Below are 21,861 nucleotides of genomic sequence, written 5' to 3'. Positions count from 1 at the left end.
TTAAGCTTGCGTCTCTGAAAAATACTTCTTTGTCAAAGGCTGAACCCGATCCCCTTGGGCACTCAATAACTGCTCAATCTGCTTCAGTGCGAGACGTGATGGCTTCATCCGCCCACGCTCCCAACGATTGACCGTGTTATATGTGACCCCTAATGCCGCCGCGAATTGCTCTTGGGTCAGCTCTGTTAGAAGTCGCAGCTCACGAATGAACTGACCGACTTCTGGTTGTTTGAGCATAGACGGCTTCGCAATCAACATTCAATCTTCGTTGCAACACACGTTATACTCCAGTGTTCCCAGGTTGAATGGAAACCCTGGGTGTTCGGCAGAGAGTTCATCCCGTTCTTATAGACTCTTCATTGAACTTTAACGGGGTGAGTCCGACCGCTGCTCTAAATAGACAAGCTGATCTGTCAAGCCTTACTCCGATCCATCCAAAAACGGAAGTAAGAGCTGATCACGCCACGCCTGCCGTTGTCGTTTTTTGGCTGTTTCTGACTGCCGCCTTACTTCTACCTGTTTCAACACCTCTTTGATGTAAGCAATGCCCTCCTCTTGGGTCATATTCCTGGTCTCTACCTGACTCAAAGCTCCGCTGGGAGAACTATTACACCCGATCGTCCATGGTTCTAAACTTTCCAAAGGGCTAGAAATCCCTTCAGGCAAGCTATTACACCCACTTTCACCCAATAAGTTTGTGTGATTGTTGGAGCCGGATGCCGTCCACGAGCAATCCGGCTCCACAGCACTCTGAAGCACGTCGATTGTTGCGTTTTGTAAATGTCTGGGATGCCACAGATCGCGATGACGATAGAGCGTTGTCCCACTCAAGCCATAGGTCACCAGCGCATCAAAGCGTGCGGTGATGCCTGACGGTAGCGCTGCCTTTTCTAATAAGTCAGTGACGGCTTGTTGAATCCTTGCTCTCGCTTCTGTTTGTTGTTGCTGGTTCCAACTGGACTCTGACTCGTCAGGACAATCGGGACTTAACGCTACGGGACGTTTGTCGGTGCCGTAGTGAAAGTAGTGGCTTTGCTCAACGGCGAGCCTCCAGTCTTGAGCACGCTTTTCCACCTCCTGCTGATGCTGGCACCAGTCGTGATAGCCAGGGAGGTTCTGGGCGATCGTGACGATGTCGTGCACCAAGGCATGGCCTTCTAACGGCTTGTCAGTATAGAGGACATGTCCAAAGATGTAAGAACGCATGGCAATGCGTCCGAGTAGCCGATTGGTTTGTCCCGGACCTGTCCAACCCTGCTCAATTTCAGCATTGAGGTCATTCAGGAACTTATCGGCTTTACCGGTGACACGAAACTGTCGCCGTCGCGCGGCTTTGAGAATCCGCTCCAGTGCTTTGGTATCGAGACTGTTGCGACCTTGAGCAAACTGCCAGTGCTGCACAAAGGTCTCCTGATTGCCCCAGAGCATCTGCAGGTCTTGATTCAGGAGATACGACCCCGCTTGCATCGGCAGCCGATGACCGTTGTAGAGACTGTGCTCGCCACTGGTGACGTAGGCTTTGCAGTTGGGAAAGACTTCGAGCTGTCCCGGTGCTAGTTTGAAGCCATTGTTTTCGAGCAGGGTGGAGACGGCCAGGGCGATCGCCCATGTCTTCTGCTCCGTATCAAAGGGGAAGTAGAGATGGAGACCACCGCTGTAGCTGGAAGTGCAGACCATGGCTTGCACCAGCCCTAAGACTTCTAAGGCTGCGACCAGCCGTCGCCAGGCGAAGCGATCACGCGTGGGGTGGTAGGCACTGCTCTTGTCCACATCGAGAACACAGTAGCGGGTGGTGGGACCAAAGCGGACACCGTAGAGCATGGCTCCCTGTTGGAGCAGGCGATCGGACAGGGGATAACGGCTCTCGGTTTGCCAGTCGGGTCGTTCGTCGGGATGGGGATGCTCGGCCCAGAGATAGTCATAACGGTGGGGCCAGAGCGCGAGGAAGGGATCATCACCTTCCTGCACAGAGGGAAAGGTACGGGAGGGGGCTAACGACATAGGCTGCCCTCCCTCAAGACACAAAAAATTCGATGCACAGTGTAACTCCCTATAGCTGGACTAACAGCAGATAGGCAGCCATGCCAAAACGAGAACAATCCATCAAAAAGGTTGCACCTTTTGACAAATTGCCACTAAAATTGGCATAGCAAAGCTAGTGACCTAACATCCGCCCGCCAAAGCATTAGTTAGAGTCCCTGCTCCTATCCTTCAAATCAAATAACAAGCCTTTCGACCCCTTCTGTTTCGCTGCAGTGGGGGTTTTTGGCTTCTAGGGTTACCTAGAACATGACGGTCACTCCTCTCGCTGCAAACGTGGAAACTTGTGATTCACCCGTTGCTCTCACTGTGATGGGAGCTTTGCTGTGGTGAAGTATCAATGATCTAACTGCGGCTCCTGCCCGCTGGCAAAGTTTTTCAGAAACTGCTCCTAGCTTCTGGGGCAGCCTCTGAGGACCAAGCTCATCTGCATCAGCGTGCTGAGTGACCTGCATCAGTTTTTCACTACCAGGTTGTTCACCACCGCAATCAACGCCGCAATATTCTCAGACTGGCTCTGAGCCGTAATTTGCTGGCTATTGACGACTTGAGAAAGCAAGTCAATTTTATCGCCCAACTTGTTCACGTTGGCGGTTAGCTTCGTCTGTTCAGCAACGAGCTCCTTCATCGACTCATCGATCTTCAGTAAGTTCATCTGATGCTGAGCGGCAAAATCGGTCAAAGTTTCGAGCGTAATCGTCAATGAGTCTCTTGCCATTAGTTCTTACCTGTCTGCTGTTCTGATGGGATTTGACCTTGTCTCTTTGCTTCTTCAACGGCACGCTCAATGAGCAGAACCACTTGAGCAGACATTGATCGTCGCTCAACCTTGCATAAGGTTTCAAATTCCTGCTTAAGATCTGACGGAATCAGAACCGATAGCCGCTCATTGTCTGCCATTTCTTGCAGTTCCATTGGGTCATCCCACATTTTTACACCTCATTCACGATGTTGAAGCTGATCGCTTATGAGTAATTTATAGCCTCTATTGTGCTTTTATGTGTAAAAAATATTATTTAATGTGTTACAAATGGGTTCATTGATGGAACGCGATGGGAACTGGACTGGAACACGCACGGAACAAAGTCATCGTGTTCCTCGCCCATGCCAGGTTGTTCCAACTGTGCCATACCCGTTCCAGTAAGCCTTTAAGGGGGAGCATGAAGACATCACTCACTAAGTTCTGCCGTGACCACAATCTACCTAAGTCCACCGTTTATCGACGTGCTCAAGAATTGCAGATTGACACTAGCGAAGGACTGACACCTGACGCCTGTGTTCAGTTGCTGCATGAGTTTGATGTGATGCTGGAGCTACCAGAAGCAGAGCCAGTTGCAGTGGAAAAGCCAACTGTCACTGTCGAGATTGGCAACCATGTGATTGTTCTGTCTCAGCCCGAGCTACCGCAGACCTACAGCTTAGAATCGCTCCGACAAAGCGATGTTGTAGCGTTTGATGACCCGTTAGCGATCGCTGCTCAATTCTTGCAAACGGCTGATGCGTTGACCGAGGAAATGCAACGCGACATTCGAGTGCGAGAACACAAGCTGCAACAGACCCAGCAGGCGAAGGCTGCGATCGCCGAGAAAGCCAACGAATTCAAGCTGGAAGCACGTCTCTATCGTGAACGAACCGCGATGCTGGCCACAGCGCAAAGCCAGGAGACGCAAAGTCTACAGCAGTCGCTCACCACACTGCAAAACCTGGGAAAGCCTCCAGCGGACGCCTAATGCGCCTGCTGCTATCACTCATGCTCATAGTGCTCGCTTGGGCGCTCTTAAGAGCCGACACACCGATGGCTGACCCTAGCCCTTCGACAACAGAAGCCAGCGCTCACCGTCCAAAGTAAACCGCTGGCTCTGGACTCCCAACCTTCCCATTAGGAGTAACTTCAATTATGACAAACCCGATACCCGGTGAAGGGCCGTTTTTCACCCTTAACCCGGTGCCACCGCCTCAGCCGTCAGCCGCTCGGAGTTGGGGCTTACCGCTGGCTCTGGGACTGCTGGCGATTCCACTGCTCATGTTCGGCTTCGGCTTCTCGCAACAGCAGCTACCAGACACAACCAGCCCTACCGTTATTCCTTCCGTCTCACCGTTGCCGACCCCGTCATTAGCATCCCGGCAGGATGCGACCACACCACAGTCAGAAGCCTCTGTTACACCGCCCTTAGTACCTTCATCGGTGGCAACACCTTTACCGCTGGCAGCACCGTCTAGCGATCCGGCCACTTTCCCGATCACCCGCATTCAGAGCCTTGGCGTGGCCGCCAACTTCCGCGCCGCCCCCGGCTTGCAGAGCCAGGTCTTAGGCGTGCTGCTGCATAGTGACTTAGTAGAACTGACCCCGGATCGCCGCGTGCAGCAAGACGGCGTAGTGTGGGTGCCTGTCCGGTGGCGGGGTCAGTCTGGCTGGCTAGCCAGCAACTTCCTTGGAGACTCCACCCATGCCCAACCCTAAAGCTTTACCCCCAGTTGCACCCGCAAAGCTCGCCGTCTGGGCGGACCAAGCAGGCACGCCCTATCTGGTGCAACAGCAACCGGACGGCAGTACCACCTTTACCCCCTTGGAAACGGCGTTGGCGCAAGCACAAACACCCACTACTCCTGAGCGCGTCACGAACTACCGTGATCCGCTTAACACGTTGCTGCTCGGCATTGCTGTGGTGCTGGGGTTTGTCTTGGGTGGTTATTTGTTGGGCTTTTTCGCCGGTGCCGCTGGTCAGCGCGTCGTCATCGTCCCCCGTTCACCTCTCTGCGACACCCACCGCAGCAGTTTCCTGTTCTGGTCTTCTGAAACTAAGGAGTGCCACTAATGTCCGCACCGAGAGCTAAAGGCTACAGCAGCAGCCCCAAAGGTATTCAATCTCATGTTCTGCCTCATGCAGGCGCACTGACCGAACGGGCGACCCGCTACTTCGGTATCAACCTGGCACGGCTGCCCCAAATGAGCGACCACGAGCTCGCTCTCTTTGCCGATCGCGCCACTGCCATGACCCGCCTCAAAGAGATTCTACCGATCCTCGAAAAGCACTTCACCACACTGATTGAAGGGCAAGTCGAGTACGAGCAGTTTGTCCAGCGCGTCTTAAAGCAAGTTGAGAAAGGCTCCAAGCAAATCGACAAGAGCCTACTCGATGCGTGGCTTCTGAGCAAAGGCTACGACAAGCATCTGCAACTGCTGAACCAGAAGGCCGGGCACGGGATGCAAAAGCTGGAAGCCGAATACCGCTCCGAGTATGACCTGAACCGTCTGGACTTCCAGAGTGCGATCAAACTGATTCACCTGCGGCATCAAAACCGCGCCAAAGCGATCGGTGAGAAAGTCCCTCAAGCGCAGCGTCAACTGCAAGTGCAGGAAGCCTTACGGCGGCAGGCAGAAACCCGCAAAGAACTACTGACCTACGGCACCGCTGGCAAGCCTGGCAAAGGCTTTTGGCATGGTGTCAAAGACTTCTTTCGAGTGTGAGGTTGAGCCATGTTTGACCCCTACGATTCACCGCTGCTGCTGCCACCGTCCGACGGCTACTACGAGCCGGAGGCAGCACCAGAACCAGACCGCATCGATTACGCCCTCGAAGGCATCAGCCGCTTCATGGGGCTGTTTGCCTTGGGCATCACCGTCACCTTGATGGCCCGCTGGATAACAGCGCTGCTGCCCTTTTATTGGATTGGGGCGATCGCCTGCCTTCTCTCTCTGACACTCCCTGCCTACCTGTCTCGCAGTGCCCGGTTGTTAGCCATCGCGATCACCCTGGTTGTCGCCATCTTCACGGGCTGGTTTGACCAGCTTGCCCACACCAGTCAACAGGTACAACAGCAAGTGCAGCAACAGGTGCAGGAGGTTTTGCGGTGAAAGACCCTTATCTAACGCAGATTCTGGGGCTGCTGGCTGCTGGCATGACTAGTACCGCACTCGCGGTCAGCGGCTATCTGCACCAACCGGAGACGTTCCGCTTTCTGGGCACGCAGCTCACCTATCAGGCAGCCTATCGTAAAATTCCGCTGTCCTTAGTCGGCACTGGGCTGTGTGTGTCCGCCTGGTTGCTCACCCAGACGCGACGCGATTACCGTCGCCAGTATGAAGAGTGGGAGCGTCAAACGCTATTGAAGCAAGGTCAGCTGCAGTCGATCGCCCATCATGCCGAACTGGAAGGCTACCAACAGGTGGCGCAGCTACAGGCAGCCGAACGGCTCTACCCCCAGATGGCACCCTATCGACCATTTAATTGAGAAAACAACGTAAGAGTGCTTCTGAGAAGGTCTTCTACGTTGTTTTACTACTAAAACAACGTAGACTCTTGACAGTAGGCTTGAGGAGCTTCCAGGCGGGCATTGGGATGAGACGCTTAATGCTAGAAGTAATCAAAAGGTTTAATTGCTTCATCTTTTTTTGCTTTCATGTTCTCTTGTTTCGCATAAATGCTGATGAAAGTAAGAGTAGATGGATGTAGTAACGACTAAAAAAAGAGGCTAGAAATTAGCAGGCTACAGCTAAAATTAGCAGGTGCTTGTTTACCTTCTAGAATTAAAAACTAAGGCTAAAAAAGGTCATTTAGGTTCAACCTTCAGTCAGGCCAAAGCAGCTTGCTCACCGCGGCGAAAGCATGCGGTTAGCAACACTATAGGGAGTGGTTGGGAGCGATGAGGCTGCCTGAAGAAAGATGTGTGGTCTCTATCGACACTGTAGACATGCCGCTTTAGGCAGCGATCTGTCGCACTGATGCCTGTTTGCTGAGAACACATCACGGCCCTGGGCACTGGTTCTTGTTGCCCTGCTGCCATGAGACTTTATAGCCCTGCATCCCTTGCACCAATACGCTGGCTATGGCAGGACCAGTGGGAGTCGCAGTAGTCCTCAACTCTGATGTGTGAGCGAGGGCGGGTCTAGCGATCGTGTTGTCTCCAGCCTCAGATGAGTGTCGGCAACAAAGTCTGGGCATCCTGAAGCAGAGCCTTAAGCCGCGAGAAGACTTCACCATGGGACTGTGCCTGACACCCGCTTGCCAACAGCCTGTTTCAAAGCCAGGGCATACTCTTTGCCTGGACTGTTGGAGAAGTGCGCGTCAGGTAGACCCGATCACTCCCAGCAGTAGCAAGGTTCCGGCAGCCCCAAAACAGTTGTCTGCGACGTGCTTGAGTGAACACTTCAACCTGCGGTTTACAAGGTCAATCCCTACGTTGGAACAGCGGAACAGGAGCGATCGGCTACGATAGAGCAGTGATGTGCCGCCGCTTAACTACGCCGTTAGATTGCAGAGATGATTTGGAGTCGTAGATGGGGGAAAACGAGCTAAAGCGAGTCATCCAAATCTCCGTTCATGTATACGAAAACGGTAAGCGAATTGTGGATGATACATTTGGTACAGTAGTCTTTAAAGGTAAAGAATTACAGCGATCTGAAATGTGGGAAAATATGGTTCAAAATACGTTGTATTAAAAGTGCCTAACAACAGCACTGTACCGGAACGCCCAATATAGCCGGTTGAGTTGCAAAGGTTATTTGCGTCCGGTGAGCGCAACCGTTATCCCACAAAGCCCATGCCCAACTCGGAAGCCGTCAAATTGCAGATCCGCTCGGCGTTCGCGAGCGTCGAGTTCCCGGGCGATTGGTGCCTACGCGGCAGCAACGAAGGTGACGAGCCATTTCGGCTTGAGCAGGAGTTCAAAGGCAAGACCGATTGGCAAGCGCTCGACCCAGCCTTCATTGATCGCGCGCCGGGTGGATATGGGTCTGCCCTCAGCTTCTTCTCAGACGAAGCTTTTCGGTTCTATCTGCCGGCGTACCTGATCGCGGATATTGACGGCAAGCTGGACAGGCATGACCCCGTTTTCCACCTGACGCACGGACTGACGGACAAAGGAAGAGGCAAACGCGTCAACCCGCGCCGTTACGGAGAACGGACGTGGTTCGACGAGCAGAGACACCAGTTCGCAGTGTTCGATCGTGAACAGGCGCGCGCGATCATGAGCTATTTGGAGCTGAAGCGCAAGACCGACAAGTTTCAACGCAACGAGATTAATCAGGCGATCGCAAATTACTGGTCGGGGCGCGCGGCAGCCAGTGCGGAATAACCACGTACTGCAACGGACCGGGCGGGCGGAACGATCCCTGTGACTGTAACGCGGCCCGGCGCCCGGCCGACCGTTGAATGCTGGTCTGTTAGATGGGGTTAAGATGCACCCGATGGTTGAGGAGCCTGTGCCAGGAAACTGGCAAGCACGGTTTTGTAGCAGAGGGTAGGGCAGCGATGTCCGACTCGACTGCAGCTCAACCCCATTTTAATTTTTCGACAGATGTTATTGGATTACTTCGGAGTATAGTTGAGCTGGTCCTTGAAGAACTACCTAGATGCTGCAGAGTTTAGAGAGTTCTTTTAGATATGCTGTGCTTTGGTGTGAGAAAACTTTATGAGCTGGAAAACATGGACGTATGGTGCAACTGCCTTTCTAGCTGTAGGTTTGACCATTGAGACTGTACTACCGCCTGGATTTGCCCTAAGCTCCTGCCAACGTAGTCTTGCTGATAATTCTGCTCCTCCTAACACTACGGCATCAAACAAAAGCAATAAAGCTATCAGCGATGCGGCTTCTGCACTTATGGTAGCCCTCAAAGACCCCAGTGAATCGGTGCGCTATAGTGCTGCTAAGGCTTTAGGGTCTATTGGTCAGGATGGTCAGGCTAAGGATGCCGTTCCAGTACTCACGATAGCCCTCAAAGACCCCAGTGAATCGGTACGCGCTATTGCTGCTCTTGCTTTAACATCGATTGGCGAGGATGCGAAAGCGGCCGTCCCTGCACTCATGACAGCCCTCAAAGACCCCAGTGAATTGGTGCGCGCTAACGCTGCTCTTGCTTTAAGTTTTATTGGCAAGGATGCGAAAGCGGCCGTCCCTGCACTTATGACAGTCCTCAAAGACCCCAGTGAATCGGTGCGCGCTAACGCTGCTGAGGCTTTAACATCGATTGGCGAGGATGCGAAAGCGGCCGTCCCTGCACTTATGGTAGCCCTCAAAGACCCTAGTGAATCGGTGCGCTATACTGCTGCTGCGGCTTTAACATCGATTGGCAAGGATGCGAAAGCTGCCGTCCCTGCACTTATGGTAGCCCTCAAAGACCCCAGTGAATCGGTGCGCGCTAACGCTGCTAAGGCTTTAGGGCTTATTGGCAAGGATGCGAAAGCGGCCGTCCCTGCACTTATGACAGTCCTCAAAGACTCCAGTGAATCGGTGCGCGCTATTGCTGCTCTTGCTTTAGGTTCGATTGGCAAAGATGCGAAAGCGGCCGTCCCTGCACTCACGATAGCCCTCAAAGACCCCAGTGGAGCGGTGCAATCTAGTGCTGCTCTTGCTTTAGAGTCTCTCCTTAAAGACCCCAGTGGAGCGGTGCAATCTAGTGCTGCTGCGGCTTTAGAGCCTTTCCTCAAAGAACCCAGCGAATCGGTGCCATTCAGTGATCCTACGGCTTCAACGTCTATTGGCAAGGATACAATTCCTGCACTCATGACAGCCCTCAAAGATCCCAGTGAATCGGTGCGCTCTGATGCTGCTCTTGCTTTAGGTTCTCTTGGTCCGGATGCGAAAGCGGCAATTCCTGCACTGATGACTACAGCCCTTAAAGACCCCAGTGAATGGGTGCAATCCAGTGCTACTACGGCTTTAGGGTCTATTGGTCAAGCGGCAATTCCTGCACTGATGACAGCCCTTAAAGACCCCAGTGAATTGGTGCGCTCTAGGGCTGCTGTTGTCTTGGGTCGGACTATCGCTCCTAGTAGCGCTTCTGTATTTACCATTGAGGCCGTTCACATAGCCGAAGCGATTGAAAAACTTTTTGGGCGAGAGTGAACGGACTACAGAAAAGTGAGAAGTGCCATGCGCTTGCTGTAATACCTGAGGTTTAAGTAGTAGGGGTTTTTATGTGAAAAAGCCCGGTGCCAGCAACCGGGCGCTGTTGTAAAGTACAGCAGGGTTCTCGGACTAGGCTGGCAGGCTTAGTGTGCCCCAAGGCCGCTTGAGTCAACGCTGAGCACTGGTATGGCAAAAACGATGTTCAAGACTGTCTTTTGGCTGACCGCTCTCAGCCTGATTACTTTTGGTGTGTTGAGCGACAAGGATGGCGGCAGCCCTACCCGGAACCAGCAAACTAGGTTGGAACACATGTTGTGTCGACTGCACCCCAGTCGCTGCTAAGCAGGCAACTAAGCTGATGGTCTCAGCGACACTGAAGTTGGTAAGTCTACAGCTAGTGACAGTAACAACTGCAGAATGAGCGCTATGGGCTGCGGCTGTTGCTGTCATTCGAGCCAGGACCTTATCGATCCGGCGAAGCTTGCAAAACGACAGCGCACGTAAAACTAGCGTGATTCAGTTTTTGATTGAAGCGGCTAGCAGCAGCAAATTACGACTTAGCCTCAGCGATGCCAACCACCGCCTTGTTAACCTCAGCGGCGCTCTATTGCTTGCTGTAGATTGACGCCAAGCCGAAGCAATCACTCCAGAACAACTAAAGGAAAAGGAAAGCCGAAGTTGTTCAAAGCGTTTGACCAAGCGAGGCGAGCTGTAGAGCGGGCGAGGCAAAAGAAAAGGGAGTGACCCATACTGGAGCAAAAAGACTGACTTGGTGACTTAAAGCGCTTCACCTGTCAGACCTGCCTTGCCATCCAGGGCTTGCATCTAAAGCCCGACGTTCGCAATCGACGCCTGTCCTGCACAGTCTCCTTGAGGGCTGAAGCTCGGACGGTTTAAGCCCACAAAGACCGTTGCTAAAGCGAAGCCTTCTAGCCTTAACGACCACTTTTTGTCCGTTGCTATAACTAAGCCGGGGTGTACTAGTTGTCTTGGACTAACCTTGGACTAATTTGAAGCAAAAGTGGGTAGTACAAAGGCGCTTTTTGCTCCTTTGCAGCGGCTGAAACCCTTATTCCACGTTGCACCGTTGCTCCGGGGTGCAACTAACCAACCCCACTTAGCGAGGCGTTCATGGTGGTCATGCCGTCCGCAAAGCGCTCAGCGTTATTTTTGGTCCGCTTGCTACGGGAATGCCGTATCCAAAAGGGCTCTTTGTTCCACTGGGTAAGAGCAGCACGAAGTGGAACAGTTGTCAGAACACAGTCTTGTTTGTGAATCAGGCATGAATGCGTTGAGAAGCTTGCTTGAAGGCGGCACTTAGCGGGCACTACTGGGGAACCCTTTGCTTAAACCCGCGCGTTCAGTGGCAGCGCTGCCACTGAACGCGCGGGTTGTGACACTGCAGCTCCTGGTTGCCAGCCAAGCACCGCAGCCATCCGCACCCTTTACCCCGCCACCTTGTCATGGAAGCAGCCTTTTCGTCTACCGCCAGTCTTCAGCCACTGTCCACCGCCAGCGCCCTGAGTGCAACCGCTCTGCAGGCGACAGCGCTGTCGCCTGCAGTAGTAGCAGACTCACACCTCACTCTGGTGCACGCCTCTAGTCTGGTTTTTCTTGATCCAGGTGTGAAGGACTACCAGCACTTACTGACCGGTGTGCAGCCTGACACGGAAGTGCATGTGCTCAACGCAGCGCAGGATGCGGTTGACCAAATCACTCAAACGCTGTTGGGGCGTACCAATCTTGCCAGCCTGCACATCGTTTCTCACGGTCAAGCAGGTGGTTTGGCGTTGGGCAACCACTGGCTGAGTCTTGCAAATCTTCGCAGCTACAGCAGTGAGTTGCAGTCGTGGGGCAACGCCCTCACCGATGCTGCCGATATTTTGCTGTATGGCTGTGATGTGGGGCAGGGCGCAAGCGGTCACGCCTTTGTCCGGCAACTCGCCCAACTCACTGGCGCTGACATTGCCGCTTCCAATAATCTGACCGGCAGTAGCGCTCTGGGTGGTGATTGGACGTTGGAGGTGAACACAGGCAGCCTGGAAACAGGGCTGGCCTTTTCGTCAGCAGCGACCCTGGGCTATGACGGTGTGCTGGATGATGCAGTCTATGCCGCGGCTCAGCAGTTCACCGCGGGCAGCGTGACAGCACAAAAAGTCATGACTGATAGTGCAGGCAACGTTTACACCACAGGCACCTTCATTGGCACCGTTGATTTTGACCCGAGTGCGGGCACGGCGAACCTCACCAGTGGGGGGGATAATGACATTTTCATCAGCAAGCTCGACAGCAGCGGCAATTACGTCTGGACCAAACAACTCGGCGGTACCAGTAATGACTTTGTCACCGGCATCAGTGTGGACAGCAGTGGCAACGTCTACACCACGGGCTACTTCTATGGCACCGCCGACTTTGATCCCGGTGCGGGCACAGCTCACCTCACCAGTGGGGGGAGTCAGGACATTTTCATCAGCAAGCTCGACAGCAGCGGCAACTATGCCTGGGCCAAACAACTCGGCGGCACTGGCTATGACCAAGCCAGTGGCATCAGTGTGGACAGTAGTGGCAACGTCTACACCACAGGCTACTTCCTTGGCACTGCCGACTTTGACCCGGGTGCCGGCACGGTCAACCTCACCAGTGGGGGGGATAATGACATTTTCATCAGCAAGCTCGACAGCAGCGGCAATTATGCCTGGGCGAAACAACTCGGCGGCACCAGCAGTGACGTTGCCACCGGCATCAGTGTGGACAGCAGTGGTAACGTCTACACCACAGGCTACTTCCTTGGCACTGCCGACTTTGACCCCGGTACAACCACGGTGAACCTCACCAGTGCAGGGAGGAATAATGACATTTTCATCAGCAAGCTCGACAGCAGCGGCAATTATGTCTGGACGAAACAACTCGGCAGCACCAGCAGTGACGTTGCCGCCGACATCAGCGTGGACAGCAGTGGTAACGTCTACACCACAGGCTCCTTCTTTGGCAACGTTGACTTTGACCCCGGTACAACCACGGCGAACCTCACCAGTGTGGGGGGGGTGCAGGACATTTTCATCAGCAAGCTCGACAGCAACGGCAATTACGTCTGGGCGAAACAACTCGGCGGTCCTAGCATTGAGGGTGCTACTGGCATCAGTGTGGACAGCAGTGGCAACGTCTACACCACAGGCTACTTCAATGGCACCGTTGACTTTGACCCCGGTGCCGGCACAGCGAACCTCTCCGGGGGTGGGGGTGGGGACGGTTTCATCAGCAAGCTCGACAGCAGCGGCAATTATGTCTGGGCGAAACAACTCGACGGTACCATCAGCGGCACCAGCGGTGGCCTAGCCAAGGGCATCAGTGTAGACAGCAGTGGTAACGTCTACACTACGGGCACCTTCAGTGGCACTGTTGACTTTGACCCCGGCGTGGGCACGGCGAATCTGACAACAGGGAGCTTAACTAATAGCTTTATCAGCAAGCTCGCCAGCAGCGGCAATTATAGGGCTGCGGTTCAGTTCACCTCAGGCAGCGTGACGGCAAAAAAAGTCGTGACTGATAGTGCAGGTAACGTCTATACCATGGGTGCCTTCAGTGGCACTGTCGACTTTGACCCCGGTGCGGGCACAGCGAACCTCATCAGTGGGGGGGATAATGACATTTTCATCAGCAAGCTCGACAGCAGCGGCAATTACGTCTGGGTCAAACAACTCGGCGGTCCCACTGGTGAGATTGCCACCGGCATCAGTGTGGACAGCAGTGGCAATGTCTACACTACGGGTGCCTTCAGTGGCACTACCGACTTTGACCCCGGTGCTGGCACGGCGAACCTCACCACTGGGGGGGGGTATGACATTTTCATCAGCAAGCTCGATAGCAGCGGCAATTACGTCTGGGTCAAACAACTCGGTAGCACCAGCGAGGACATTGCCAACAGCATCAGTGTGGACAGCAGTGGCAACGTCTACACCACAGGCACTTTCGATGGCACCGTTGACTTTGACCCCGGTGCTGGCACGGCAAACCTTACCAGTGCAGGGGGGAGTACTGACATTTTCATCAGCAAGCTCGACAGCAGCGGCCATTACGTCTGGGCCAAACAACTCGGCGGTACTGGCTATAACCAAGCCAGTCGCCTCAGTGTAAACATAGACAGCAGTGGCAACGTCTATACCACGGGCACTTTCTTTGGCACTGCCGACTTTGACCCCGGTGCCGGCACGGCCAACCTTACCAGTGCAGGGGGGAGTACTGACATTTTCATCAGCAAGCTCGACAGCAGCGGCCATTACGTCTGGGCGAAACAACTCGGCGGCACTGGCTATGACCAAGCCAGTGACATCAGTGTGGACAGCAGTGGCAACGTCTACACCACGGGCACTTTCTTTGGCACTGCCGACTTTGACCCCGGTGCCGGCACGGCAAACTTTACCAGTATGGGGAGTGATGACAGTTTCATCAGCAAGCTTGACAGCAGCGGCCATTACGTCTGGGCGAAACAACTCGGCGGCACTGGTTCTGACCAAGCCAGCGGCATCAGTGTGGACAGCAGTGGCAACGTCTACACCACGGGCACCTTCAATGGCACCGTTGACTTTGACCCTGGTGCCGGCACAGCGAACCTCACCAGTGGGGTGAGGAGTAGTGTTTTCATCAGCAAGCTTGACAGCAGCGGCACTTACGTCTGGGCGAAGCAACTCAGCGGCGCTGGCGGTGGCCAAACCAGCGGCATCAGTGTGGACGTAGACAGCAGTGGCAATGTCCACACCACGGGCACCTTCAATGGCACTGCCGACTTTGACCCCGGTGCGGGCACTGCCAACCTAGCGACGGGTGGAGTCACCAATAGCTTTATCAGTAAGCTGTCTCAAGTCGCTCCTAATTCTGCCCCTACCCTTACGGTGTCCGTCACGGCTCTGGGCTACACCGAAAATGACCGCGCGATCCTGATTGACCCCACTGCCACCGTCGCCGATGCTGACTCCACCGACTTCGACACAGGCACGCTGACGGTCAACTTCAGTGCCAATGGTACGGTGGACGATCGACTCGCTATCCGTAACCAGGGCACTAGCACCGGGCAGATTGGGGTTGCGGGTAACACCGTCAGCTACGAAGGCAGCCCCATTGGCACTGTCACAGGTGGTACAGGCACGGCTGCCCTCATCATCACCTTTAACACCAGCGCGACCGCCACCGCCGTCAGCGCCCTGCTGCAAAACCTCACCTACGAGAACGTCTCTGAGGCTCCTAGTAACGCCGCCCGAACGGTGCAGTTCGTTGTGACCGATGGCGATCATGGCACCAGTACAGCTGTCACCAAAACCATCAACGTTGCAGCAGTGGATGATACCCAGTTCTTTGTCACCAACACAAATGACAGTGGTGCAGGTTCTCTCCGGCAGGCAATGCTCGATGCTAACGCTGATTCCGGGTCAGAAACCATTACCTTTGTTGGCTCCACCTTCACTGACACGACGCCGGACACAATTACTCTTGCATCGGGGCTGACGCTCACTGACGACGTAACGATTCTGGGTACTGGAGCCAATCAATTAACTGTCGCGGGTACAGGAACAAGCAGTTTCTATGGCTTCGCTATCAACGCAGGCGTAACGGCAAGCTTTGATGGCTTAACGATTAGCAATATTGTCGGTGGCATTTATAACCAGGGCACGATCACCAGTCTGAGCAATACCACTTTTAATGGCAAAAAACTTGGCATTAATAACCAGGGCACGATCACTAGCGTGAGCAGCAGCACCTTCAGTGGCAATCAGGACTATGGCATTTATAACCAGGGCACGATCGCCAGTGTGAACAACACCACTTTTAATGGCAATGGCCTTGGCCTTTATAACCTGGGCACGATCACTCTCATCAGCAACAATACCTTCAGTGGGAATCAGGTTGGCATTTTCAATAGTGTTGTTGGCTCCCGTGTCATCACCACAATAGTCAACAACACGATCGCTGGCAATACGATCGCTGGCATCGATAGTGACGGACCGATCACCAACCTGTACAATAACTTGCTGGTTAGCAACGCCAATAACTCTATCCGTTCTACTGTCCCCAATCAAGGCAACAACCTAATAGGCACCTTTGCCGCCCTCAAGGTTGACTCCGTGCTCAAAAACAACGGTGGCTCGACGCAGACTCACGCTCTGTTGGCGGGTAGCTCTGCTATCAATACAGGCGATAATACTAAACTGCCCCAGGAGACGCTTGATCGCGATGGCAACGGCAACACCACCGAGCCCATTCCCTTTGACCAACGCGGCACAGGCTTTAACCGGGTTGTCGGCGGCACTGTAGATATTGGCGCGTTTGAGTTCGATAGCACTCCCAAGGCGCTCCCCACCTCTGCCGATAAGAGCGTTACTTTCAACGAAGACACCCTTTACAGCTTCAGCCAAGCCGACTTTGCCTTTAGCGATTCCGATGGCGGCACCTTTACCTCCGTGCGAATCACCCAACTGCCAGGAGTGGGGCAACTCTTCCTCGACAACAATAGCGACAATGCTCAGGGTACAGGCGAAGCGATCACCGCCAATCAAGTCATTGCCGTTGCCGACCTGGGTAAGCTCAAATTCAAACCGGCTGCGGCTGCCAACGGCACCAGCTATGCCAGCTTCCAGTTCCAGGTGAACGATGGCATCGACTTCAGCGCGTCCTACACTGCTACGCTGAATGTGACAGCAGTCAACGATGCTGCTGCCACCCTCCTCTGGCGTAATGGCACCACGGGCGCAGCTCCTACTGGCACAGGCGAGAACGCGGTTTGGCAACTGCAAGACTTCACGCTCCAGAGCAGCTACTACATTCCCACTCTGGCTGATCTCAACTGGCAGATCGTTAGCACCGCTGACTTTGATCGCGATGGCTATGCCGACATCCTCTGGCGCCACCAGACGACGGGCGAGAACGCGATCTGGCAAATGAACCGCACCGGACTCCAGAGCGGCTACTACCTTGCCACGATCGCCGACCTGAACTGGCAGCTCTTGGGCACCGACGACTTCAATGGCGACGGAACAGCCGACCTCCTCTGGCGCCATCAAGCGACGGGTCAGAATGCCATCTGGCAGATGAATGGCTTTGCCACCCAAACCGCCGCTCTCATTAACACCGTCGCGGATGTGAACTGGCAGATTGTCAGCACGGCTGACTTTGACAATGATGGGAAGGCTGACCTGCTGTGGCGCAACCGGGCGACGGGCGAGAACGCGATCTGGCAGATGAATGGCTTGGCGACCAAGAGTGCCTTCTATATCAATGCCGTAGGGGACACTAACTGGCAGGTGGCAGGCACGGCTGATTTTGACCATGATGGCATGGCGGATATCGTGTGGCGCAACCAAGCGACCGGTGAGAATGCCATCTGGCAGATGAATGGCACGGGGTTACAAAGCGGCTACTTCGTTACAGCAGCACCGGATGTGAACTGGCAATTGGTGGGTGTCGCTGATTTAGGCGGTGACCGGACACCCGACTTCCTCTGGCGTAATGCTGCAACAGGACAAACGGGGCTTTGGCAACTGAGTGGTTTCAGCTACGTGCAAGCGTATCAACTCCCCAACGCACCGAGTGAGTGGAGTGTGCGACCGTTCACGCTCGCTTAACTTAAGACGGGCACTGGACACGGGCACGTGTTTGGGGTCTAGGGAGTAACAGAATAGTGAACCGATTTAAGGCTGTAGACCGGCCTTTGACGCTGATGCTACGCTCCATCGCTTCCATCACTTTGCCATGCCGAAGCTGCTGAAACAGTGATCTTTTTTCCAACCAAGCTTGCAGAAACAACCGTTTCTGCAATAAGTGTGCAAGCACCGCGTAGCAACTGGTTTCATGTTGCCTAAACCTGTTGCCAAAGCCGCTTGAATGGCAACAGGTTTGAGTACGCTTTGTCCACAGATCTCGTTGTCTACCGAGCGCTAAACGTCCTTAAGTCGGTTGACTGCTCCGTTACTCCCCAGACCCCTAGTGGCGATCTTCTAAGGGCGTCAAACAACGGGTATGAATTTGAGGCGGTTGAAACCTACTCAGACTGGCAGTCGATCGTGCCGTCGAGAGGAGTGTCAAAAAACGCCCCTTGAGGCTGCGGGGCAAGGGCACCACGCGTGAAGCCGTTACTGTCACACAGTCTTGTTTATGAATCAGGCATGAATACGTTGAGAAGCTTGCTTGAAGGCGGCACTTAGCGAGGACAACTGGGGAACCCTTGGCTGAACCGGCGCTTTAAGTTTCGGCGCTGCTGCTTGGCTGTGTGAGCCACGCCGTTAGCACTGCGTGCCTTGGCTGCCCTTCCATTACCGCAATCATCAACATCATCTACCCCTCTACCCTCGTCATGGAAGCAGCCTTTTCGTCTACCGCCAATCGCCAGCCACTGTCCACTACGCTTACGACTGCAGCACTCAATCCAAGTGAGCCGACCAACCTCACAGCGCGCTCAGACTCGTTCTTACCGCTTTCCCAACGCTCTAGTGCTGCCACTAACCTTGTCTTTATCGACTCTGGCATCAGCGACTATCAAAGTTTGCTTGCAGGTGTACAGCTTGGAACCGAAGTGCATTGGCTTGACACGGCGCACGCTGCGATCGACCAGATCACCCAAACCCTGTTGGGACGCACTGGCATTTCGAGTCTGCACATTGTCTCTCACGGCAAAGCTGGCGGCTTGGCGTTGGGTACGGACTGGCTGAACCTGGATAACCTCCGTAGCTATAGTGGTGAGTTGCAGTCGTGGGGCAACGCGCTCACCGCTGATGCCGATCTTTTGCTATATGGCTGTGAGGTGGGGCAAGGTGCGATCGGTCATGCCTTCGTTCAACAATTGGCTCAACTTACTGGTGCTGATATTGCTGCGTCTGATAACCTGACTGGCAGTAGGGCGCTGGGCGGCGATTGGACACTAGAGGTAAATACAGGTGAGATCGCTGCATCTTTGGCCTTTCAGGCAAGCGCGATCGCCAATTATCAATACATCCTGCCCATTGACCTCATTTCAGCCGCCGATCCTACTATTTCCAACGATAGTGCTAGTGGGTCAGACTACTTTAATATCAGCGATGACGGACGCTACTTAGCATTTTCTAGCAGTGGTAGCAACATCGTTGCAAACGACGCAAATAATGCTCAGGATATCTTTGTGCGCGATTTGCAAACAGGCACCACAGGTTTAGTGAGCGCGAATAGCAACGGTACTGGTACTGGTAACGCACCTTCCTATATTTCCGAAATTAGTGGCAATGGGCGTTATGTCACCTTTATTAGCGAAGCCAGCGATCTAGTGGCAAACGATAACAACAATACATCTGATGTTTTTGTACGCGACTTAGTAACAAATACGACTACGTTAGTCAGCGTGAACAGCAGTGGTACAGGTGGTGGGAATGCCTCTACCACCATTGGGAGCCTTAGAATCAGCAGTGATGGACGTTACGTCACCTTTACCAGCAGCGCCAGTAATTTGGTTGCCAACGATAGCAACAGTCAAGCGGACGTCTTTAGGCGCGATCTGATTACAGGCACAACCACATTAGTGAGTGTAACCAGCACAGGTACGGGCAGCGGGAATGGCACTGCTTCCATACCCAGCATGACTAGAGATGGGCGCTATGTTGTTTTTGCCAGCACTGCCAGTAATCTTGTCACTAATGACACCAACGGCACGACTCAAGATGTATTCCGGTGGGACTCCATCACAGGTGTAACGACTTTAGTGAGCGCCAACAGCAGTGGCACAGGCAGCGGCAATGGCTTCTCGGGTGAGGCAAACGTTCGGATTAGCGACGATGGACGCTACATCGCATTCACTAGTACCGCCAGTAATTTAGTCGCTAATGATATTAATGGCAGTTTTCAGGATGTTTTTGTGCGTGATGTCGAAACAGGCACGACTACATTAGTGAGTGTTAACAGCACAGGCACGGGTAGTGGGAATGGCACTTCTATTGCTCCTCCTAGCCTTAGCAGTGATGGACGTTATGTGGCCTTTGCCAGTCGTGCGAGTAATCTGGTTGCCAACGACACCAATGGCAGCCAGCAAGATGTTTTTGTGCGTGATTTGCAAACAGGTACAACCACGTTAGTGAGCACCGACAGCACAGGTACAGGCAGTGGCAATGGTTTGTCTGGTAGCGCTAGCAGCAGTGGCAATTTCGTTCGGCTTAGTCGCGATGGGCGCTACATCGCCTTTGTCAGCCATGCCAGCAACTTGGTTGCCAATGATATCAACGATAAAACAGATGTATTCATTCGCGATCGCATTGCTGGTACGACAACGTTGGTCAGCCAGACGAGCAATGGAAATGCTGGTAATGGTGATTCCTATGCGCCCTCGTTCTTCAGCAGCAACGGGCGCGTCATCTTTGCCAGTAGTGCCAGCGACCTGACTATCAATGATGCCAATGACGCTGCCGATGTCTTTGTCTACGATGCAACGACGAACACCAATACTCTGGTGTCTCAACGTGATCCTGCTTTACCGCCTTCGGTCTCAGGTGGCGGTAGTTCTAGCACCAGCCCTAATGCCCTAAGTGCGGACGGGCGTTATGTGGTGTTTACGAGCGCTGCTGGTAATCTAGTGCCGAACGACAATAACAACGCTCAGGATGTCTTTTTGCGCGACCGCACTACAGGTATCACAACTCTCGTCAGTCGCACAAGCACGGGCAGCAGCGGTAATGGTTCCTCTGGTACTCCAGTGATCAGCAGTGATGGACGTTACATCGCTTTCAATAGCAATGCCAGTAATTTAGTCGTTGGCGACAATAACAGCACAGATACATTTCTGTATGATCGCATCATAGGCACGACGACCTTAATTAGTCGCACCAGCACAGGTTTCACTGGTACCAATTTCTTTTATCAGCCCGCCATTAACAGTGATGGACGCTATGTCACCTTTGCCAGCACTGCCAGCAATCTGGTCGCAAACGACAATAACAACACAACCGATGTCTTCTTCTGGGATCGTCAGACTAGTAATCTTACGCTGGTTAGCCACACCACTACTGCCAATACGGGTGACCAATACTCCTCTCAGCCCACGATTAGCAGCGATGGACGGTATGTTGCGTTTTCCAGCGCTGCGAGCAATTTGGTTGCAGGCGATAGTAACAATGCGCAAGATGTTTTTGTTTGGGATCGTCAGACAGGCGATATCACCTTGGTGAGCCATACCAGCACAGGTAGTAGTGGCAGCAGCCACTCTTCTAACCCGGTCATTAGTGGCGATGGAAACTATATAACGTTTGTCAGTAATGCCAGTAATCTGGTGACAGGTGACAATAATAGTGCTGGAGATATCTTTCTCTGGGAACGCCAAACAGGGAGCCTTACCCTTGTCAGCCGTACCAGTACAGGTAGCAGTGGCAACTCATCCTCTACTGCCCCTGTCATTAGTAATGATGGACGCTACGTCGCCTTTGTCAGTGATGCCAGCAACTTGACTGCGGGTGATAGCAACTTGACCGCCGATGTGTATGTGTACGATCGCCAAACCAATACCGTCAAGCTAATCAGTCACACAAACACAGGCAGCGGCAATAGTTACGCTTCCAACCCAGTGATGAGCGCTGATGGGCGGTATATTGCCTTTCACAGTAATGTTAGCGACCTTGTTCCGGGTGATAGCAACAGCAGTGCAGATGTATTTCTTTGGGATCGTCAGACGGATAATGTAAGTCTGGTTAGCCGCATTAACATAGGGAATAGTGGCAACAGTGCTTCCAGTAACCCTGTATTAAGTAGTGATGGAACTTATTTAGTTTTCTCTAGTCGTGCTAGCAATTTAGTTCCAGGGGACCTCAATGCGCTTGCTGATGTCTTTGGCGCTCAGATCGGCAGTGCCGCCACGATCGCGCTACCTGGGAGCAATCTCACCTATGTCGAAAACAATCCTGCCACGGTGCTGGACAGTAATGCCACTGTTGTTGATACTGATTCGCCCAACTTCAACACGGGTAAGCTTACCGT

14 protein-coding genes are annotated in these 21,861 nt (G+C 53.5%); 10 read left to right on the top strand and 4 right to left on the bottom strand.

Annotated elements, in window-relative coordinates:
• The 4 genes from H6F86_RS05920 to H6F86_RS05905 all read right to left on the bottom strand — a co-directional run bounded on the left by H6F86_RS05920 (window position 1) and on the right by H6F86_RS05905 (window position 2,970).
• Entirely contained in the window at window positions 1-258 is a 258-nt protein-coding gene (locus H6F86_RS05920; protein WP_190447187.1) for a helix-turn-helix transcriptional regulator, read from the bottom strand.
• A 162-nt stretch (window positions 259-420) separates the two neighbouring features.
• Complete coding sequence (locus H6F86_RS05915) at window positions 421-2,001, bottom strand: hypothetical protein (RefSeq protein WP_190447186.1); 1,581 nt, start codon at window positions 1,999-2,001, stop codon at window positions 421-423.
• Between the two features lie 493 nt (window positions 2,002-2,494).
• Complete coding sequence (locus tag H6F86_RS05910) at window positions 2,495-2,758, bottom strand: hypothetical protein (protein ID WP_190447185.1); 264 nt, start codon at window positions 2,756-2,758, stop codon at window positions 2,495-2,497.
• Entirely contained in the window at window positions 2,758-2,970 is a 213-nt protein-coding gene (locus H6F86_RS05905; protein ID WP_190447184.1) for a hypothetical protein, read from the bottom strand. The genes H6F86_RS05910 and H6F86_RS05905 overlap by 1 nt, the downstream gene beginning before the upstream one ends.
• A gap of 230 nt (window positions 2,971-3,200) precedes the next feature.
• Between H6F86_RS05905 and H6F86_RS05900 the strand changes: the two genes are divergently transcribed.
• From H6F86_RS05900 to H6F86_RS05855, 10 genes are all read left to right on the top strand, one after another.
• Entirely contained in the window at window positions 3,201-3,770 is a 570-nt protein-coding gene (locus H6F86_RS05900; protein WP_190447183.1) for a hypothetical protein, read from the top strand.
• A 167-nt stretch (window positions 3,771-3,937) separates the two neighbouring features.
• The gene (locus H6F86_RS05895) at window positions 3,938-4,501 is read left to right on the top strand and encodes an SH3 domain-containing protein (RefSeq protein ID WP_190447182.1); all 564 of its coding nucleotides are present in this window, start codon (window positions 3,938-3,940) and stop codon (window positions 4,499-4,501) included.
• Window positions 4,488-4,856 carry a hypothetical protein gene (locus H6F86_RS05890; RefSeq protein WP_190447181.1) on the top strand — a complete coding sequence of 123 codons (369 nt, stop codon included), beginning with the start codon at window positions 4,488-4,490 and terminating at the stop codon, window positions 4,854-4,856. The genes H6F86_RS05895 and H6F86_RS05890 overlap by 14 nt, the downstream gene beginning before the upstream one ends.
• The gene (locus tag H6F86_RS05885; protein ID WP_190447180.1) at window positions 4,856-5,509 is read left to right on the top strand and encodes a hypothetical protein; all 654 of its coding nucleotides are present in this window, start codon (window positions 4,856-4,858) and stop codon (window positions 5,507-5,509) included. Before H6F86_RS05890 ends, H6F86_RS05885 begins: the two co-directional genes overlap by 1 nt.
• 9 nt (window positions 5,510-5,518) lie before the next feature.
• Window positions 5,519-5,896 carry a hypothetical protein gene (locus H6F86_RS05880; protein WP_190447179.1) on the top strand — a complete coding sequence of 126 codons (378 nt, stop codon included), beginning with the start codon at window positions 5,519-5,521 and terminating at the stop codon, window positions 5,894-5,896.
• Window positions 5,893-6,273 (top strand): hypothetical protein, encoded by a 381-nt coding sequence (locus H6F86_RS05875; RefSeq protein WP_190447178.1) that lies wholly within the window; start codon window positions 5,893-5,895, stop codon window positions 6,271-6,273. Before H6F86_RS05880 ends, H6F86_RS05875 begins: the two co-directional genes overlap by 4 nt.
• A 1,308-nt stretch (window positions 6,274-7,581) precedes the next feature.
• Window positions 7,582-8,115, top strand: coding sequence for a DUF6714 family protein (locus H6F86_RS05870; RefSeq protein ID WP_190447177.1), 534 nt, complete (start codon window positions 7,582-7,584; stop codon window positions 8,113-8,115).
• 336 nt (window positions 8,116-8,451) lie between these two features.
• Window positions 8,452-9,885: a HEAT repeat domain-containing protein gene (locus H6F86_RS05865; protein ID WP_190447176.1), complete on the top strand. Its 1,434-nt coding sequence runs from the start codon at window positions 8,452-8,454 to the stop codon at window positions 9,883-9,885.
• Window positions 9,886-11,351: 1,466 nt separating this feature from the next.
• Window positions 11,352-17,501 (top strand): SBBP repeat-containing protein, encoded by a 6,150-nt coding sequence (locus H6F86_RS05860; protein WP_190447175.1) that lies wholly within the window; start codon window positions 11,352-11,354, stop codon window positions 17,499-17,501.
• A gap of 728 nt (window positions 17,502-18,229) precedes the next feature.
• The coding region (locus tag H6F86_RS05855; RefSeq protein ID WP_206756009.1) for a DUF4347 domain-containing protein at window positions 18,230-21,861 on the top strand (3,632 nt) is incomplete at its 3' end.

This window comes from Phormidium sp. FACHB-592, from assembly GCF_014695795.1.
In the GTDB taxonomy this organism is placed as follows: domain Bacteria; phylum Cyanobacteriota; class Cyanobacteriia; order Leptolyngbyales; family Leptolyngbyaceae; genus Stenomitos.
The sequence above is the reverse complement of the archived record's forward strand: the minus strand, read 5'-3'. Positions and strand labels throughout refer to the sequence as shown.

Bases quoted from the DNA above. Each gene is read 5' to 3' on its own strand.
- H6F86_RS05905 (WP_190447184.1), bottom strand. From the start codon at position 2,970: ATGTGGGATGACCCAATGGAACTGCAAGAAATGGCAGACAATGAGCGG.
- H6F86_RS05910 (WP_190447185.1), bottom strand. From the start codon at position 2,758: ATGGCAAGAGACTCATTGACGATTACGCTCGAAACTTTGACCGATTTT.
- H6F86_RS05890 (WP_190447181.1), top strand. From the start codon at position 4,488: ATGCCCAACCCTAAAGCTTTACCCCCAGTTGCACCCGCAAAGCTCGCC.
- H6F86_RS05895 (WP_190447182.1), top strand. From the start codon at position 3,938: ATGACAAACCCGATACCCGGTGAAGGGCCGTTTTTCACCCTTAACCCG.
- H6F86_RS05885 (WP_190447180.1), top strand. From the start codon at position 4,856: ATGTCCGCACCGAGAGCTAAAGGCTACAGCAGCAGCCCCAAAGGTATT.
- H6F86_RS05900 (WP_190447183.1), top strand. From the start codon at position 3,201: ATGAAGACATCACTCACTAAGTTCTGCCGTGACCACAATCTACCTAAG.
- H6F86_RS05865 (WP_190447176.1), top strand. From the start codon at position 8,452: ATGAGCTGGAAAACATGGACGTATGGTGCAACTGCCTTTCTAGCTGTA.
- H6F86_RS05870 (WP_190447177.1), top strand. From the start codon at position 7,582: ATGCCCAACTCGGAAGCCGTCAAATTGCAGATCCGCTCGGCGTTCGCG.
- H6F86_RS05915 (WP_190447186.1), bottom strand. From the start codon at position 2,001: ATGTCGTTAGCCCCCTCCCGTACCTTTCCCTCTGTGCAGGAAGGTGAT.
- H6F86_RS05880 (WP_190447179.1), top strand. From the start codon at position 5,519: ATGTTTGACCCCTACGATTCACCGCTGCTGCTGCCACCGTCCGACGGC.
- H6F86_RS05860 (WP_190447175.1), top strand. From the start codon at position 11,352: ATGGAAGCAGCCTTTTCGTCTACCGCCAGTCTTCAGCCACTGTCCACC.
- H6F86_RS05920 (WP_190447187.1), bottom strand. From the start codon at position 258: ATGTTGATTGCGAAGCCGTCTATGCTCAAACAACCAGAAGTCGGTCAG.